At 68.5% G+C, this 14,724-nt stretch carries 16 protein-coding genes; 3 read left to right on the forward strand and 13 right to left on the reverse strand.

Features of this window, described 5'->3' with window-relative positions:
• Position 1: 1 nt before the first annotated feature.
• The 13 genes from gspF to DFO63_RS02495 all read right to left on the reverse strand — a co-directional run bounded on the left by gspF (position 2) and on the right by DFO63_RS02495 (position 12,706).
• Positions 2-1,201, reverse strand: coding sequence for a type II secretion system inner membrane protein GspF (gene gspF / locus DFO63_RS02430; RefSeq protein WP_119006361.1), 1,200 nt, complete (start codon positions 1,199-1,201; stop codon positions 2-4).
• Positions 1,202-1,208: 7 nt separating this feature from the next.
• Positions 1,209-2,642, reverse strand: coding sequence for a type II secretion system ATPase GspE (gene gspE, locus DFO63_RS02435; RefSeq protein ID WP_071227951.1), 1,434 nt, complete (start codon positions 2,640-2,642; stop codon positions 1,209-1,211).
• Complete coding sequence (gene gspD / locus DFO63_RS02440; RefSeq protein ID WP_119006362.1) at positions 2,639-5,020, reverse strand: type II secretion system secretin GspD; 2,382 nt, start codon at positions 5,018-5,020, stop codon at positions 2,639-2,641. The genes gspE and gspD overlap by 4 nt, the downstream gene beginning before the upstream one ends.
• The gene (gene gspM, locus DFO63_RS02445) at positions 5,017-5,544 is read right to left on the reverse strand and encodes a type II secretion system protein GspM (protein WP_119006363.1); all 528 of its coding nucleotides are present in this window, start codon (positions 5,542-5,544) and stop codon (positions 5,017-5,019) included. The genes gspD and gspM overlap by 4 nt, the downstream gene beginning before the upstream one ends.
• Positions 5,541-6,704 carry a type II secretion system protein GspL gene (gene gspL, locus DFO63_RS02450; protein ID WP_119006364.1) on the reverse strand — a complete coding sequence of 388 codons (1,164 nt, stop codon included), beginning with the start codon at positions 6,702-6,704 and terminating at the stop codon, positions 5,541-5,543. Before gspL ends, gspM begins: the two co-directional genes overlap by 4 nt.
• A complete protein-coding gene (gspK, locus tag DFO63_RS02455) occupies positions 6,701-7,606 on the reverse strand; it encodes a type II secretion system minor pseudopilin GspK (RefSeq protein ID WP_119006974.1) in 906 nt (301 codons plus the stop codon). The genes gspL and gspK overlap by 4 nt, the downstream gene beginning before the upstream one ends.
• Positions 7,607-7,615: 9 nt before the next feature.
• The gene (gspG, locus tag DFO63_RS02460; protein ID WP_014037416.1) at positions 7,616-8,053 is read right to left on the reverse strand and encodes a type II secretion system major pseudopilin GspG; all 438 of its coding nucleotides are present in this window, start codon (positions 8,051-8,053) and stop codon (positions 7,616-7,618) included.
• 57 nt (positions 8,054-8,110) lie between these two features.
• A complete protein-coding gene (locus DFO63_RS02465) occupies positions 8,111-8,668 on the reverse strand; it encodes a hypothetical protein (protein WP_246864293.1) in 558 nt (185 codons plus the stop codon).
• A gap of 144 nt (positions 8,669-8,812) precedes the next feature.
• Positions 8,813-9,364, reverse strand: a complete 552-nt coding sequence (locus DFO63_RS02470) for a hypothetical protein (protein ID WP_119006365.1) — start codon at positions 9,362-9,364, stop codon at positions 8,813-8,815.
• Between the two features lie 58 nt (positions 9,365-9,422).
• Positions 9,423-10,403, reverse strand: a complete 981-nt coding sequence (locus tag DFO63_RS02475) for a DUF4880 domain-containing protein (protein WP_119006366.1) — start codon at positions 10,401-10,403, stop codon at positions 9,423-9,425.
• Between the two features lie 69 nt (positions 10,404-10,472).
• The gene (locus tag DFO63_RS02480; protein WP_032961748.1) at positions 10,473-11,003 is read right to left on the reverse strand and encodes a sigma-70 family RNA polymerase sigma factor; all 531 of its coding nucleotides are present in this window, start codon (positions 11,001-11,003) and stop codon (positions 10,473-10,475) included.
• 16 nt (positions 11,004-11,019) lie between these two features.
• On the reverse strand, positions 11,020-11,700 hold the full coding sequence (locus tag DFO63_RS02485; RefSeq protein ID WP_119006367.1) for a TonB C-terminal domain-containing protein: 681 nt from the start codon (positions 11,698-11,700) through the stop codon (positions 11,020-11,022).
• Positions 11,701-12,241: 541 nt separating this feature from the next.
• Positions 12,242-12,706 (reverse strand): Lrp/AsnC family transcriptional regulator, encoded by a 465-nt coding sequence (locus tag DFO63_RS02495; RefSeq protein ID WP_119006368.1) that lies wholly within the window; start codon positions 12,704-12,706, stop codon positions 12,242-12,244.
• A gap of 127 nt (positions 12,707-12,833) precedes the next feature.
• Here DFO63_RS02495 and DFO63_RS02500 point away from each other — a divergent pair, with 127 nt between their 5' ends.
• The 3 genes from DFO63_RS02500 (at position 12,834) to DFO63_RS21930 (ending at position 14,693) form a co-directional block, all read left to right on the forward strand.
• Positions 12,834-13,565 carry an AzlC family ABC transporter permease gene (locus DFO63_RS02500; protein WP_119006369.1) on the forward strand — a complete coding sequence of 244 codons (732 nt, stop codon included), beginning with the start codon at positions 12,834-12,836 and terminating at the stop codon, positions 13,563-13,565.
• Between the two features lie 11 nt (positions 13,566-13,576).
• Positions 13,577-13,891: an AzlD family protein gene (locus DFO63_RS02505; RefSeq protein WP_119006975.1), complete on the forward strand. Its 315-nt coding sequence runs from the start codon at positions 13,577-13,579 to the stop codon at positions 13,889-13,891.
• A 220-nt stretch (positions 13,892-14,111) separates the two neighbouring features.
• Entirely contained in the window at positions 14,112-14,693 is a 582-nt protein-coding gene (locus DFO63_RS21930; protein ID WP_147416385.1) for a hypothetical protein, read from the forward strand.
• The last annotated feature ends 31 nt before the right edge of the window (positions 14,694-14,724 follow it).

The following is a 14,724-nucleotide window of genomic DNA, read 5'->3' on the forward strand; positions in this document are numbered from 1 at the left end:
TCTACTGCACCAGCTGGTTCATTTCCATGATCGGCATCAGCACGGCCAGCACGATCGTCAACACCACGCCGCCCATCACCAGGATCATGGTCGGTTCCAGCAGTGCGGTCAGTGCCATCGCGCGACGCTCGATCTCGCGCGAGATCGTCTGTGCGGCGCGGTCCAGCAGTGGCGCCAGCGAACCGGTCTTCTCGCCGCTGGCCACCAGGTGCACCAGGATCGGCGGATACACTTTCTGCACCTTCAACGCCGCACCCAGTGCCGCGCCTTCGCGTACGCGTGCAGCCACATCATCGGCACAGCGCGCCAGCAGCGCGTTTCCCAGGGTCTGTCGCGCTGCTTCCAGTGCACGCAGCAGCGGTACACCGGCATCCAGCAGGATCGCCAGCGTCGATGCGAGGCGCGCACTGTTCACGCCCAGCACGAAGCGTCCGATCATCGGCACCCGCAGCAGCATCGCGTCCCAGCGCAGGCGCAGTCCGGGCCGGCGCAACGCCAACCGCCATGCCACCACCAGCGCAGCGATGCCGAGCCCTGCCCACACGCCCCAGCTGCGCACGAACGCGCTCGCCGCCAGCATCACCTGGGTCAGCATCGGCAGCGTCTGCCGCGCCTGCACGAATGCGGTCACCACCTGCGGCACCACGTAGCTGAGCAGGAAGATCACGATCGCCACTGACACCAGGCTGATCGCCGCAGGGTAGATGAAGGCGGTCAGCACCTTGGCCTGCAGCGCATTGCGCTCTTCGATGTAGTCGGCCAGGCGCTCCATCACCCGTGCCAGATCGCCGGAGTCCTCACCGGCGCCCACCAGCGCCCGATAGATCGGCGGAAAATCACGTGGCCGTGCAGCCAATGCCACGGTCAGGCGCTGGCCGGCACGCACGTCGGCGCGGACGGCGGTGAGTGCCTGGGCCACATGCGGGCGCTCGGCCTGTTCGATCACCGCACTCAATGCACCTTCCAACGGCAGGCTCGCGGCCAGCAGGCTGGCCAGCTGGCGCGTAGCCCAGGCCAGTTCGCTGGCGGACAGCCGGCGCGTGCCCCAGCCACTGCCCGCACTGCGCGCCGCGCTGACCTGCACGGGCGTCAGCCCACGACCGCGCAGCACCTGGCGCGCCCCGCGCGGGCTGTCGGCGTCCAGCTGGCCCTTCTCGATGCGGCCCTGCGCGTTGGCGGCCTGGTAGTCGAACAGTGCCATGCAGGCCTCAATCGTCGCCGGTGACGCGCAGGATCTCTTCCAGCGTGGTCACCCCGCTGTCGACCCAGCGCTGGCCATCCTGCCGCAAGGTCCGCATGCCGGCACGCCGCGCGGCCTCGCGCAGCGCAGGTTCACCCTGCCCTTCATGGATCAGCGCGCGCACGCGATCGTCCACCACGAACAGCTCGTGGATGCCGGTACGCCCCCGGTAGCCGCTGTTGGCACAGGCCGCGCAGCCCACCGCGCGCCACACGGTACGGCCGTCGCCATCCACCTCGGCACGCCGGCATTGCGTGCACAGCCGCCGCACCAGCCGCTGCGCCAGCACGCCGCGAAGCGACGAGGCCAGCAGGAACGGCTCCACGCCCATATCGGCCAGGCGGGTCACCGCCGAGATCGCGTCGTTGGTGTGCAGGGACGCCAGCACGCCATGGCCGGTCAGCGACGACTGCACCGCAATCTGTGCGGTCTCCAGGTCGCGGATCTCACCGATCATGATGGTGTCCGGGTCCTGGCGCAGGATCGCGCGCAGCGCCGTGCCGAAGCTCATGCCGATACGCGCGTTGACCTGGATCTGGCCGATGCCGGCGAAGTCATACTCCACCGGGTCCTCCACGGTGAGAATGTTGCTGGTGCTGCTGTCGAGCTGGCCCAGCGCCGCATACAGCGACGTTGTCTTGCCACTGCCGGTCGGCCCGGTGACCAGCACGATGCCATGCGGCTGCCGGATCAATCCGGTGAACGTGGCCAGGGTGTCATCGGCCATGCCCAGGCGCTGCAGCTGCAGCCGGCCGGCATCCTTTTCCAGCAGGCGCAGCACAGCACGCTCGCCATGCCCGGTCGGCACCGTGGAGACACGGATGTCCAAGGGACGCCCACCCACGCGGATCGCGATGCGCCCGTCCTGCGGCAGCCGCTTCTCGGCGATGTCCAGGTGAGCCATGATCTTGATGCGCGACACCAGCGCCGCGTGCAGTGCGCGCCGCGGTTGCACCATGTCGCGCAGGGTGCCGTCCACGCGGTAACGCACCACCGAGTGGGTCTCGAAGGGTTCGATGTGCAGGTCGCTGGCGCCATCACGCGCGGCCTGTGCCAGCAGCGCGTTGATCATGCGGATCACCGGCGCATCGTCCTGCGCATCCAGCAGGTCGGTAACTTCCGGCATGTCCTGCATCAGCCGGTCCAGATCGACTTCGCTTTCGGCGGCACCGACCACGGCAGCGGCATCGCCGCCGTCACGGTACTGCTCACCCAGCCGCTGCTGCCACGTCGCGGCATCCAGCGCCTGGAACGGCAGCGGGCCATGCCGTCGGCGCAGTTCGGCCACGGCCCACGCCGCGGTGTCGGCGGTGCCCAGCAGCACCGGCTCGCCGCCAACTTCGGACAGCATCACGCCATGGCTGCGCACCCAGGCGTACGGCAGTGGCGCGGCGGCGCTCACGGCCCGATCACCAGTTCCGGCGTGTAGCCGAGTCCGCGCAACTGCTGCAGCGCCGGGTCCAGCGTCGCCGGATCGCGTGGCAATCGCACCCGCAGGCGTTGCCCGCTCTCGCCGGGCGTCGCTTCGGCATAGGCCTGCAGACCCAGTGCCCGCACCTGTGCCACGCCCTGGCTGGCACGGGCCGGGTCCAGCCCCTGTGCGAACTGCACCAGCTGCGCATCGCCGTCACCGGACGGGTACAGCGCCGCCAGGCTGCTGTTCTGCAGCGGCTGGCCCTGGCCATCGCGCGCATTGCCCTGGCCGAGTACAGACAGGTCCTGCGGCGGCAGCTGCGGTGCCGACAGCGCCGGCAATGCCCAGCTCTGCACCGGTTGCGCGCCGGCCTGCGCGTTGCGCATGTAGTCGTAGCGGTCGCGGGTCAGGCGCTGGCCGGCGGCCGGGTCACGCACCACGTGCGGGCGCAGGAACACCATCAGGTTGGTCTTGGCGCGCTTGCGCGTGTCGCTGCGGAACAAGGCACCCAGCACCGGGATCTTTCCCAGCCCCGGCACCGCATCACGGCCATGGCTGACGCTGTCTTCCAGCAGGCCGCCCAGCACCATGATCTGGCCGTCGTCCAGCAGCACGCTGGTATCCAGGGCCCGCTTGTTGGTGATGATGCCGGCCGTGCTGTTCGCGCTCTGCGCGTCGATGCTGCTGACTTCCTGGTAGATGTCCAGCTTCACCGTGCCGCCCTCGGAAATCTGCGGGCGTACCCGCAGCTTCAGGCCCACGTCCTCGCGCACGATGGTCTGGAACGGGTTGTTGCTGCCACCACCACCGTCGGTCACGTAGCGGCCGCTGACGAACGGCACGGTCTGACCGACCATGATGCTGGCCGCTTCGTTGTCCAGCGTCATCAGGTTCGGCGTGGACAGGATGTTGGCGCCGCCCTTGCTCTGCAGCGCGTTGGCCAGCGCCTTCATGTTGAGGATCTGGCCGACACCGGGCAGGTTGATGGTGCCGTCGATGACGCCGATCTTCAGGCCGTCCTTGGGCAGCACGTCCAGTGTGGTGCGTGCGGTGGTGTTCAGCCCGCTGCCGCCGGTGGTGCCGCCGAAGTGGGTGCCGCCGAAGGTGCGGCCATTGCCCAGCATCCACTGCACGCCCAGTTCGGCCGCGTCGGTCTGGTTGACCTCCACGATCAGGCTTTCCACCAGCACCTGTGCACGGCGCTGGTCCAGCTGGTCGATCACCCGCCGCAGGTTGCGGTACACCGGTTCCGGCGCCGAGATCAGCAGCGTGTTGGTGGCCACGTCCGCCTGCACCGAAATACCGTTCTGGCTGAAGCCGGTGCTGCCGGCGTCGATCGGGTCGCGGCGGTTCGGGTCCAGCCGCTGCGATGCCAGCGCATTGCCACCGGTCTTGGCCTGCTGTGGCTGCGACGGTTGGGCGGGTGTGGAACGGTTTGCATCGCCGGGCAGTGGCGTGATGCCTTCGTTGCTGCCCATTGCCGGTGCATCGCTCTGCCCGGCCACCACGCCGCGCAGCACACCGGCGAGCTGATTGGCCTGGGCATTGCGCAGGTAGACCACATGCAGGTTGCCGGACTCGTCCTGCGCGCGGTCCAGCTTCTCCACCAGCTGCCGCGCCAGACGGGTGCGGCCGGGACTGCTGGAACGCAGCAGCACGCTGTTGCTGCGCGGGTCGGCCATCACCACCACTTTCTGGCTCGGTTCGGCGCCCTGCGCATCCAGCAGCGGCGCGACCATCGCCGCCACGTCAACGGCAATGCCCTGCTGCAGCTTCACCACATCGGTGTCCATGCCGGCCGGCGTGTCGACGCTGGCGATCACCCGGGCGATGCGCTCCAGGTTGTCGGCATAGTCGGTGATCACCAGGGTGTTGTTGCCCGGGTTGGCAGTGATCGGATTGTCCGGGCTGATCATCGGCCGCAGCACTGCCACCAGCGCGGCCGCGTTCTCGTAGCGCAGCGCGAAGGTGCGCGTGGCGATCTCGCCCCCTGCACCACCGCTGCCCACGCGGCCACCGAGCAGCTTGGCGTCGGCCTGCGGCACCACCCGGCTGACGCCGCCGTTCTCGACCACGGCGAAGCCGCGCATGCGCAGCGCGCCCAGCAGCAGCTGATAGGCCTGGATACGGCTGACCGGGCCATCGGAGACCACCGTCATCTTGCCGGTCACCCGTGGGTCGACCAAGAACTGGCGGCCGGTGAACCGTGCTGCCATGCGCAGCACGCCACCGATATCGGTATCCACCAGGTTCAGCTGCACCGGCTCATCGCGGGTGTCCTGCGCCGCCACCGGCGCAGGCACGTGGGCCATGCCCACGATCAGGGCCAATGCAGTACTGCAGGCAAGGCTGCGCATCGCCCTCATGGATGGGCACCCGCAGTGGCCACCATCACGATGTTTCCGGAAATCCGTGCCGCCGGCATGTTCGCATCCCCTGTGCGTGTCAGTTGCAGCTGCTGCAGCTCGATGGCCGGGTCGGCCAGCAGCGGCAGCAGCCAGTTCCATAGCGCGTCGGCGGGCACCGCCTGCACCTGCAGGTGCCAGCGCCCGTCGCGCGATTCGATATGCAGGCCGTCGGCAAGGCCGGCGGATCTGATTCCGTCCCGCAGGCTGGCCAGCGTCGGGTGCTGGCCCTGCGCCTGCTGCTGGCGCTCACGGGCGCGAAGCAGCGGCGCCAGTGCGCGGGACTGCGCCTGCAGCCGTGGCAGTTCGGCCTGCCAGTGCGTGCGCTGCTTCAGCAGGGGCTCCAGCCACAACGACCACAGGCCCGCTGCCAGCAGCGCCACCACCATCACCCACAGCATCAGCCGGTCGCGTGATGGCAGGCGCTGCCAGCGCTGCTGCAGGCCCGCCACTCCCTCGCCCAGCCGCAGGGTACGGGCGGTCACTGTCCCGCTCCGCTCACCCGCAGGCGCCCACCGGCGTCGCGCGCCAGCTGCAGGCCCTGCACCTGCACCGCCTGCTGCCAGTGCTCCAGGCGTTGAGGATCATCGGCCAACGCCTGGGCATCGGCATCCAGCTCCATGTCCAGCTGGCCGGGCTGGTAATGCAGGCTGCGCACCTGCCCCGCCAGCTCCGGAACGGCCTGCAGCGTGCTGGCGACCTGCCGTTGCAACGGCGGTAACGGCGGCGCCGGCGGTGGCACCGCCAGAGCACGCCGTGCCTGCAGCACCGGATCCACCACATCGGTGATCTCCGGGAAGCGTGCGCTGAACTGCCGCGCCATGTGCTGTTGCAGCGCCTCGCCCTCGATCCGCCAGCGCGAGACCTGCAGCTGCAGGCCGAGTACGGCCAGCAGCACTGCCGCCAACGCGAGGCCGATCGCCAGTCGTGGCGCTTGCCGACCCGCACCGGGCAGCGGCAATGACCACCCCGGCAGAGGGCCACACGCCTGCCGTTCATGCGTGACGGCGGTGGCCGGCAGGCTGTCCGGCCACGCCGGCGGCACGCTGTCGATCCATTGCACGGCCTGCACGCCGGCCTGCTGCAGGCGCACGGCCAGGGCCTGCATCACGGCACATGCGTCGCGTCCGCCATACCATTGGACGAACCCACGATCGCGCCCGCTGCGCACCAGCAGGTGCTCGCCGCTGACCTGCAGCGTGGCCTGTCCGTCCTGCCACGGCAGCAGCAGCGGCGTCGGATACAGCGCCTGCAGCTGCAGTGCGCACGAGGCCAGCAGCTGCTGCGCCTGCAGGACCGCCTGCTGGCCGAGCCAGGCCACCGGAACGGTACCGTCAGCCGCCTGCGCACCGTGCGCCAGCGCCACCTCCTGCAGATCATCCAGCAGCATCGCCTCCACCTCGCCCTGCAGCGCCGACTGCAGGCGGCGCCCGGACAACGGCGGCAGCTGAAGTTCCAGCAGGATCAGGTCGTGCGGATCGAGGCAGGCCCGCACCGCAGCCTGCGGATGCCGCAGGCCCAGTGCCGCCAGCGTGTCGCGGCCGTGTGCCACTACCTCGCCCTTGTGCAGCTGAACCCACTCCACCGTGCTGTCGGCGCGCAGGCACTCCAGCGCCGGCAGGCGCACCCGAAGCTGCATGTTCATGCGCCGATCCTCGTCCACACGCGCTGCACGCGCGCTCCATCGTCGCGGTATTCGCGCCAGAGCAACGCACGGAACTCGACCGCACTGCCATCGGCCTGCACCTGGCCGACCGCAAGAAACCACTCGCTATGGATGCCCAAGGGAAGCACGGCCATCTGTTCGTTGCTCAGTTGAAGTCGATTGGCGATGTCGCCGCGGTTGAGCAGCCAATGGCCGCCGTCGCGCTCACCGAGCAGCGCCTGCAGCCGTGCCGGCTCGACCGCAGGCGTCACCGCCTGCAGAACGCTCAGGTCGCTGGTGTTGGCGTTGACCAGGGTCTGCGCCGGCAGCACCACGGTGCGCCGCGCCAGCGCCTGCAGTGCCACCGGATCGGCACCGGCCAGTGCCTGCGCGATCAGTGATTCGCGCGGCAGTGGGGCCTGCGCCTGGATGTCACCGTCGCGCAGGCGCGCCTGGATGTGGTCCACCGCGGATGCGCAGGCGCCCTGGCCAAGCCCCTGTGCAGCACACAACGCGATGAACGCGCGTCGCGCCTCGGGGTCCGGCCGGCCATGCGCCAGCAGGTTGCGCAGGTTGAACATCGACTGCGCATCCACCAGCTGCAGCTGCACCGGCAACGGCGCCTGCAGCGTCAGCGGACGCGCCCAGCGTCCGCTGCGCACCGTGGTCAGCTGCTCCCTTACATCCTCACGCAGCTGCTGCGCCGCCCGCTCCAGGGTGGCATCGACCGCCATGCGCACCTGTGCGCGCAGCTGGTCACTACGCAGCGCGCGCAGCTGCGCCGACTGCCGGGTCAGCAGTGCAGTGGCAATCACCGCCACCAGTGCCACCACCAGCAGGGCGACAATCACCGCCATGCCACGCTGGCGGGCGCACGGGACCGAACGCGTCCGGGCTGTCATCAGCACGCCTCACAGCTGCCAGGAGCCGATATCCGCGTTCCCGGCGTCGCCACCGGGCTTGCTGTCCGCACCCAGCGAGAACACATCGATGTCGCCATGGGTTCCGGGAATCTGGTACTGGTACGGATGGCCCCATGGGTCATTCGGCAGGCGATCCAGATACGGTGTCACCGGCATCGCACCGCTGCCCTGCGGCGGCTTCACCAGCGCCTGCAGGCCCTGCTCGGCGCTGGGATAGCGACCATTGTCCAGCTTGAACAGTTTCAGCGCCTGCATCAGCGCGGCGATGTCCTGGCGCGCCGCCACCACGCGCGCCTGGTCGGGACGGTCCATCAACCGCGGCACGATCAATGCCGCGAGAATGCCGATGATCACCACCACCACCATGATCTCGATCAGGCTGAAACCCTGCTGCCGAGCCCTGCGACCACCCACCTGCCTTGCCATTGTTCCGCCCTCGTCATCCTGGAAGAGACCGCTGCGCCATGGTCAGCGGTGCATGTGTCAGTACGATAAACATCCGCCGGCAATTCGCTGCGCATGTGCCTGCGCGGGCGCAGGGGCAGCCGGTACGCGTGCCGCCTCGAACAGGTGGGGTGGCACACTGGCCAGCGTTTCGTCGATGCAGCCGCGCAGCAGCGGATGCGCGCACGCCTGCAGCAGGCGCACGCACTGCATCGGCGACCACGCGGTGCCATGGTCGAGGCCGATGAACGTCCGGTAGGCCTGGTGATAGCGCAGATCGTCGTACACGCGCTGCGCACTGTTGAGATCACGCACGACCACCAGCAGGGCCGCACGTTGCAGCAGCCGCACATCGCCTGCATCAAGCGGCAGCGCGTTCATGGCCGCTTCGGGCCAGGGCCGCAGCTGCAGATCGAGGGCGCGCCGCAGCGCCGCCAACGGATGCGCGCTGCTGTCCAGTGCCGCCCAGCGCGCCGCATCGGCCCAGGCATCACTGGACAGCACCCAGACCCACGAGTGCCCGTAACGTTGCACGTTCAAGGGCGTGTGCCGCGCCTGCTCCAGTGACTGGCTCAGGTGGCGATCCAGCTCCAGCATGCTGATCCTGCGACTGTCTGCCATCTGCGTCGCCCGTGCTCCGCGACGCGTGGTGCGTCGTACTCTGGAGAAGACGTCAGCAAGGCAGGTGAAGCGACAGCGCGAATGCAAGTCTGTGCGCTGGGTGGTGCTTCATCGGCAACGTCATCGCAACGTCATGCGCCTGAAGGCTTCGCGCTGCAGGCGCGGTGCGTCACCGCCGCAGCGGCGGGCCAGTACCGCCACGTCGCTGCGCGCGGCGAACGCGACCAGCGCATCGGTCATGTCCACGTCATCGCACCATGACGCCATCGCAATGCGCACCGCTGGCAGCTGCCAGCCGTCCATCACCCCGCGGGTGCCCGCCACGAACCAGTGCCACAGCCGATGGTGCAGCACCTGCTCGTGCAGCTGCGCGAGATCCTCGATGCCATGCATGTCCATCAGCAGCAGTGCGCGTGCAAGCGCCGCAGGCGGCAACGCACCGGTTTCAGCCAGCGGCAACACCTGCTGCTGCAGGCGCAACAGCATCGCCAGCGGGTGCGACTGCGGATCGAAGTCCAGCAGCACAGCCTGTTGCTGCCACTGCGCGTCGGACACCACACACACCCATGGCGAGCCGTAGCGGTGCACCATCAAGGGCCGTCGCTGCGTGGTTTCCAGCAACGCCGACAGATTGCGGCGCAGATCCAGCACACCGATGGTCTCGTTGCGCATCCTTGGCGTCTCCTTGCTTGCAACAGCCCTGCGCGGCGCGCACGGCCAGCGTCTTCATCTAACCAAGGACGGCAACGCCACCCGGAAAGCGACGCAGATCCAGCGACATCGTCAGTCGCAGCTGCTCCAGCGCCGCGTCCGGATCATCGATGCGGAAGCGGCCGCTGACCGGGGCGCGCGCCAACGCCGATTCGCCGAGCAGCACCTTGCCGCGGCGGTAGCGGTTGATTTCATCCACCACCTCGCGCAATGGAGCGCGGCGGAATACCAGCATGCCTTCGGTCCAGGCACTCACTTCCGAGGCCACGGCTTCGGCCACCACGCCACTGAGGCGCTCGTCGTACTGGGTCTGCTGGCCCGCCTGCAGCTGCAGGCGGCCCTGCGGATGCTCGATGCGGGCGCTGCCCTGCAGGCAGGTCACCCGCACCTGGCCGTGGGTGTTGCGCACGTCCAGGCGCACCGCACCTTCATCGGCAATCACGCAACCCGGCCCTGCGAACAGGGCCAGGCGCAGCCCGGCCTGGGTTTCGATCGCGGCCTGGCCCTGCACCAGTTCGAAGCCTTCGCCCCGCGCGTCCGCACGGCGGCGCAGGCTGCTCTGCGTATCCAGCTCGATCTTCAGCTGTGGCGAAGGTGCAATCTGCAGGCGCTCACCGGTACCGGTATGGAAATCGGCCGCCATCGCCGTCACCGAGGGCCACAATCCCAGCGGCGGGCGGATCGCCGCCACCACCACCAGGCTGGCCGGTGCGGCAATCGCGGCGCCCAGGAAGGCACGCCGGCTCCAGCGCTGGGCCGGTGTCGGCGCGACCGGTTGCCGTGCTGCGGCAGGCAGCTGCTCACCGGCCAGTCGCACCTGTTCCCATTGCTGGCGCGCCCGGCCGAATGCTTCGCGATGACGCGGATCGGCCTCGCACCACGCGCGGAACCTGCGCCCGTCGGCCGCAGTGGCCTCGCCCGAGGTCAGCCGCACCACCCACGCGTGGGCCTGACGCTCGACGGCATCCAGCGGGCGTTGCGGGCGATCGTCAGGATCCATGGGGGCTCATGCCGGACCCGCACGCTGCGGGGTTCTGCTCGGCGTCAAAGTGTAGACGGATGCCGCCGCTCAGAACCGCACCTGGCGCCCCTGCCCGCTGCGCTCGGCCAGATAGTCCTGGGCCGCCTTCAACTCACGCTGCACCAACCGCAGCGACACGCCGAGGTGATCGGCGACGTCGCGCTGCTGCAGACCGTCGACGCGGATCGCCAGCAGGATGCGGCGACGGCGCTCGGGCATGCGCTGCAGCAGACCGACCATGTCTTCCAGCGCGAAGTCCAGTTCGGCCGCCTGCGCCGGGCCCGGTGCCGGGTCGGCCATGTCCATCAACGTCTCCACCTCTTCCAGGCTCAGCAGGCGGTGGTCAGCACGCTGGCGGTCGATCACGGTGTTCATCGCCATGCGCAGCAGGTAGGCCGCGGGGTTCTGCACCGCATCCAGGCGGTCACGGCGCGCACTCAGGCGCATCCAGGTGTCCTGCAGCGCGTCGCCGGCCAGCTCTTCCGAGCCCAGCTTGCGCACCAGTCGGCGCTTCAGCTCGTCGTAGGCACCCAGAAGGTGGTCCATCAGGTCAACTGCCCCAGCCGTACCGTTGCTCATGTTCGAATCCTTGAAGTCATGGAAGGGGCGCGCGCCGGCCACAGTCGTGGTCGGTGCCGGAAGGACGGATCTGCAGGGTCACCGGCTGCGGCAGCGCAGCGGCTTCCGGCGCCAGCACCAGGCCCTGCAGCGCCTGCAGCAGGCGCGCATCGCGGCGGGCACTGCCACTGCCGGACAGCAGCTCGGGCTGCTGCACCTGGCCTTCGCCGTCGACGCGGAAGCGCAGCGTTGCGGCATAGCGGCCGGGCACGATCTCGGGGTCGTCACAGAACGCCGCGCGCAGGCGCTGCTGCAGGCCGCCATAGCGGCGCCGACGCTCGGCCTCGGGAAGGCCGGTGCCAACATCCGCCTCGGCCGCCGACTGCCCGCCCCGGCGCAGCACCACGCGCTGCTCGCCGATCACCTCGGCCTCGATACCGGTGTCCTGCAGCAGCATCTGCAGCGCAGGAAGCGGCGCCAGGCTGGCGCGCAGCGCATGGCTGTTGCGGCCTGCGGCAAGGTCGCCCGGGTACATCACCGACCACCCGCTGATGACACTGAAGCGCTCGACCGCCTGTTCCAGCGGTTGCGCGGGGATGTCGTAGGCATGAACACCGTCCTGCGCCACAGCGGCAAAGGACAGCAGCAGCCATGCGGCGATGGCCACCTTCCAAGTTCTGACCGCATGGTGTCCATTCAGCCCCCTGACGTAGAACACATGACCCTCGGCAGCGACAGCAGCTGCAGTGGACGCGCGGCACGACCGGAACCCCGGCCCGCGCGCGACCAGCAAGCGGGCTCAAACCGTACCGGGGGCACATGTCATTGCGATGACCGCCGCCTACAGCCGACCGTCAGGCCAGCCTTCCTGGAGCCAGTCACGGATCAGGCATCAACGAGTCGAACAGACCATGTCCTCCAGGCGTGGGGTCAGAGCCCGTTGCACAGCAACGGGATCCGACCCCGTGCCGGCCAGAACGTGTCGACCAAGGTCGACACCCACCAAGAGCAGCTCATGCCGTTCCGACAGAAAGCGGAAATCTGTCGAAGGCGGGGTGGGTCCGGTTGCAGGGGTGTCCTCGGCATGGATGCCGCGGCCAAGCCCCCATGGACGGGTTTACGGCGTCCCCTGCAACCGGACCCACCCCGCCGTCCCACGGAATGCACGCTGTTGCTTCGGCCGTTGCTCCTGACGTTGCCGGCCAGCGGCCGGCACTGCCGCGGGTGCCGGGTGCAACCCGGCCGGAAACCACCCATCCTCAAAGCGGCAGCTGGGTGGTCTGCTTGATCCGCTGCATCGGGATCTCGGTCTTTGTGTTCTGCACCCCGGCAATCCGGTTCAGGTGCTGCATCTGGAACTGCCGGTAGGCATCAAGGTCCGCCACCGCCACCCGCAGCAGGAAATCGCAGTCGCCGGCCATCAGCTGGCATTCAAGCACTTCCGGGAAAGACTTGATGCTGTTGATGAAGTGGTTGGTGGTGTCCTCGTCCTGCCCGCGCAGCCACACCCGCACGAACACCGTGAAGCCACGGCCCACCTTGGCCTCATTCAGCAGGGCGACGTAGCGGTCGATGTAGCCGCCTTCCTCCAGCAGCCGCACCCGTCGCAGGCAGGCCGAGGGCGAGAGGCCCACCAGCCGGGCCAGCTCCAGGTTCTGCAGCCGTCCGTCACGCTGCAGGGCGTCGAGGATGCGGCGATCAAGGTTGTCGAGCTGATACTGCATGGGATTTCACCGTTGGCGACATTGGCCGCATGGAATCTCAATATTCCCGAATCGAATGGCATCAACGCAACCCGATTTCGCGATCAGGCCGCTAGCATGGGCCACCCCCACCTTGTTGTGCCGTTCGATGGACGCCCGTACCACCCTCCCCCTGCCCGACACCTGCGATACCGCCCCGCGTGCCGAATTCCTGCGTGGCCTGCGCGCCGCCGTGCCGGTGATGATCGGCTTCATCCCCTTCGCCCTGGTGCTCGGCGCGCAGGCGGCCCAGAAGGGCCTCAGCGCCCTGGAAGTGCCGCTGATGACCGGCCTCAACTTCGCCGGCGGCTCGGAGTTCGCCGCCGTCGAACTGTGGACCTCGCCGCCGCACATCGCGCTGATCGTGGCGATCACCGCGCTGGTCAACAGCCGCCACCTGCTGATGGGCGCCAGCCTGGCCCCGCTGCTGCAGCACCTGCCGCGCCGCCGCGTGCTGCCGGCGCTGTTCTTCATGTGCGACGAGAGCTGGGCGATGGGCGTGGCCGATGCGCGCCGCCGTGCGCTCGGCTTCAGCCTGGCCTATTACCTGGGCGTGTCGGCAGGCCTGTACACGGTCTGGGTGGGCTGCACCGCATTGGGCGCGATCGTCGGCCCGATGCTGGGCGACATCCACGCCTATGGCTTCGACATGGCCTTCCCAGCCGTGTTCCTGGTGCTGCTACGCGGCATGTGGCAAGGCATGAAGGCGGCGCGGCCGTGGCTGGTCAGCCTGGTGGTGGCCGCGGCCACTTACCTGCTGATCCCGGGTGCGTGGTACGTGGCCAGCGGCGCACTGGCGGGCCTGGCCGCGGCCTGGCTGCTGGCGGAGGACGCAGCATGATCTTCAACGGCCTGATCTTCAACGGCATGATCCACTGGACCTCGGTGCTGACCATCGTGCTGATGGCCGCCGCCACCTACCTGACCCGCATCGTCGGCTTCCTCGCCCTGCGCAACCGCAGGCTGAGCAAGCGCGTGGTAACGGTGATGGAAGCCGCGCCGGGCTGCGTGCTGATCTCGGTGATCGCGCCCGACTTCGTCGCCGACAAGCCCGCCGACCTCGCCGCGCTGGCGATCACCCTGCTGGCCGCCACGCGGCTGTCGATGCTGCCGACGGTGCTGATCGGCGTGGTCTCGGCGGGTGTGCTGCGCTATCTGATGGGCTGATGCGCCCGCGAGTTCCCCACGTGGTGTGACTGGAGGCGCAAGTGTCGCCATTGGCGCGACCTGCGCATGTGTCTGGCGCGTCGAATGAGGCCCGGAGCCAGCTACCGGAGGTCCTTGAAACAATTCCGATTGCCTGATCGAGCCTGAGCCGGTACGGATCGACCGCCGAATCAGCAGGTTGAGCTGATCGGTCAATCGACGTCCAACGTGGAGATTACCAATGAGCAATCTGCGAGTTGTCGTGGTAGCAATCGGTATCACCCTCGTCTCTGCTGGCTGCGGGCCGATGGAGTGGCAGTTGAGCGCATCGTGCGAAGAAACCAAGAAGTGCCGGATAGAAGGCAGGATTGGAGGCAAGATCGGCGGAGGCGAACGCGATGGCCTACCTTGGTTCGAGCGAGTTCTGCTGGCGTCGACATCAGAAGTACCAGATGCCGCGCAGTTCGAGATCGACGTCTCGGGTTCATCCATAGCCTTCCCAGCCAATGGATCTGTAACCCTGCTGTTGTTTGATGGCCGGCAAGGAGCCACCATCGCCGCCAAGCAGTTCCAATGGCATCGAACAGGAACCGTCCTCCGGCTTGTCGATCCGGATGGTGCGAACGCCTGGGCCGCATCTGCGTCCGGTCCAGCGACCGAGTTGAGATACGACCTCGCAGCATTCGATGTAGGTGCAGCCCCTGGACCAAACACCATCGCGGCGGCCTCTCGATACGGCGGAGCCACCCGGGCGGCTTCAGTCTCGGAATTTCAAGTCTGTACGAAGTATCCATCGCCGTATCAATGCGGGCTGACCCCCTGATGCAGCGCCGCCAGTCCAGGCGTACCCAACC

This window comes from Stenotrophomonas sp. AG209, from assembly GCF_003550055.1.
Taxonomy (GTDB): domain Bacteria; phylum Pseudomonadota; class Gammaproteobacteria; order Xanthomonadales; family Xanthomonadaceae; genus Stenotrophomonas.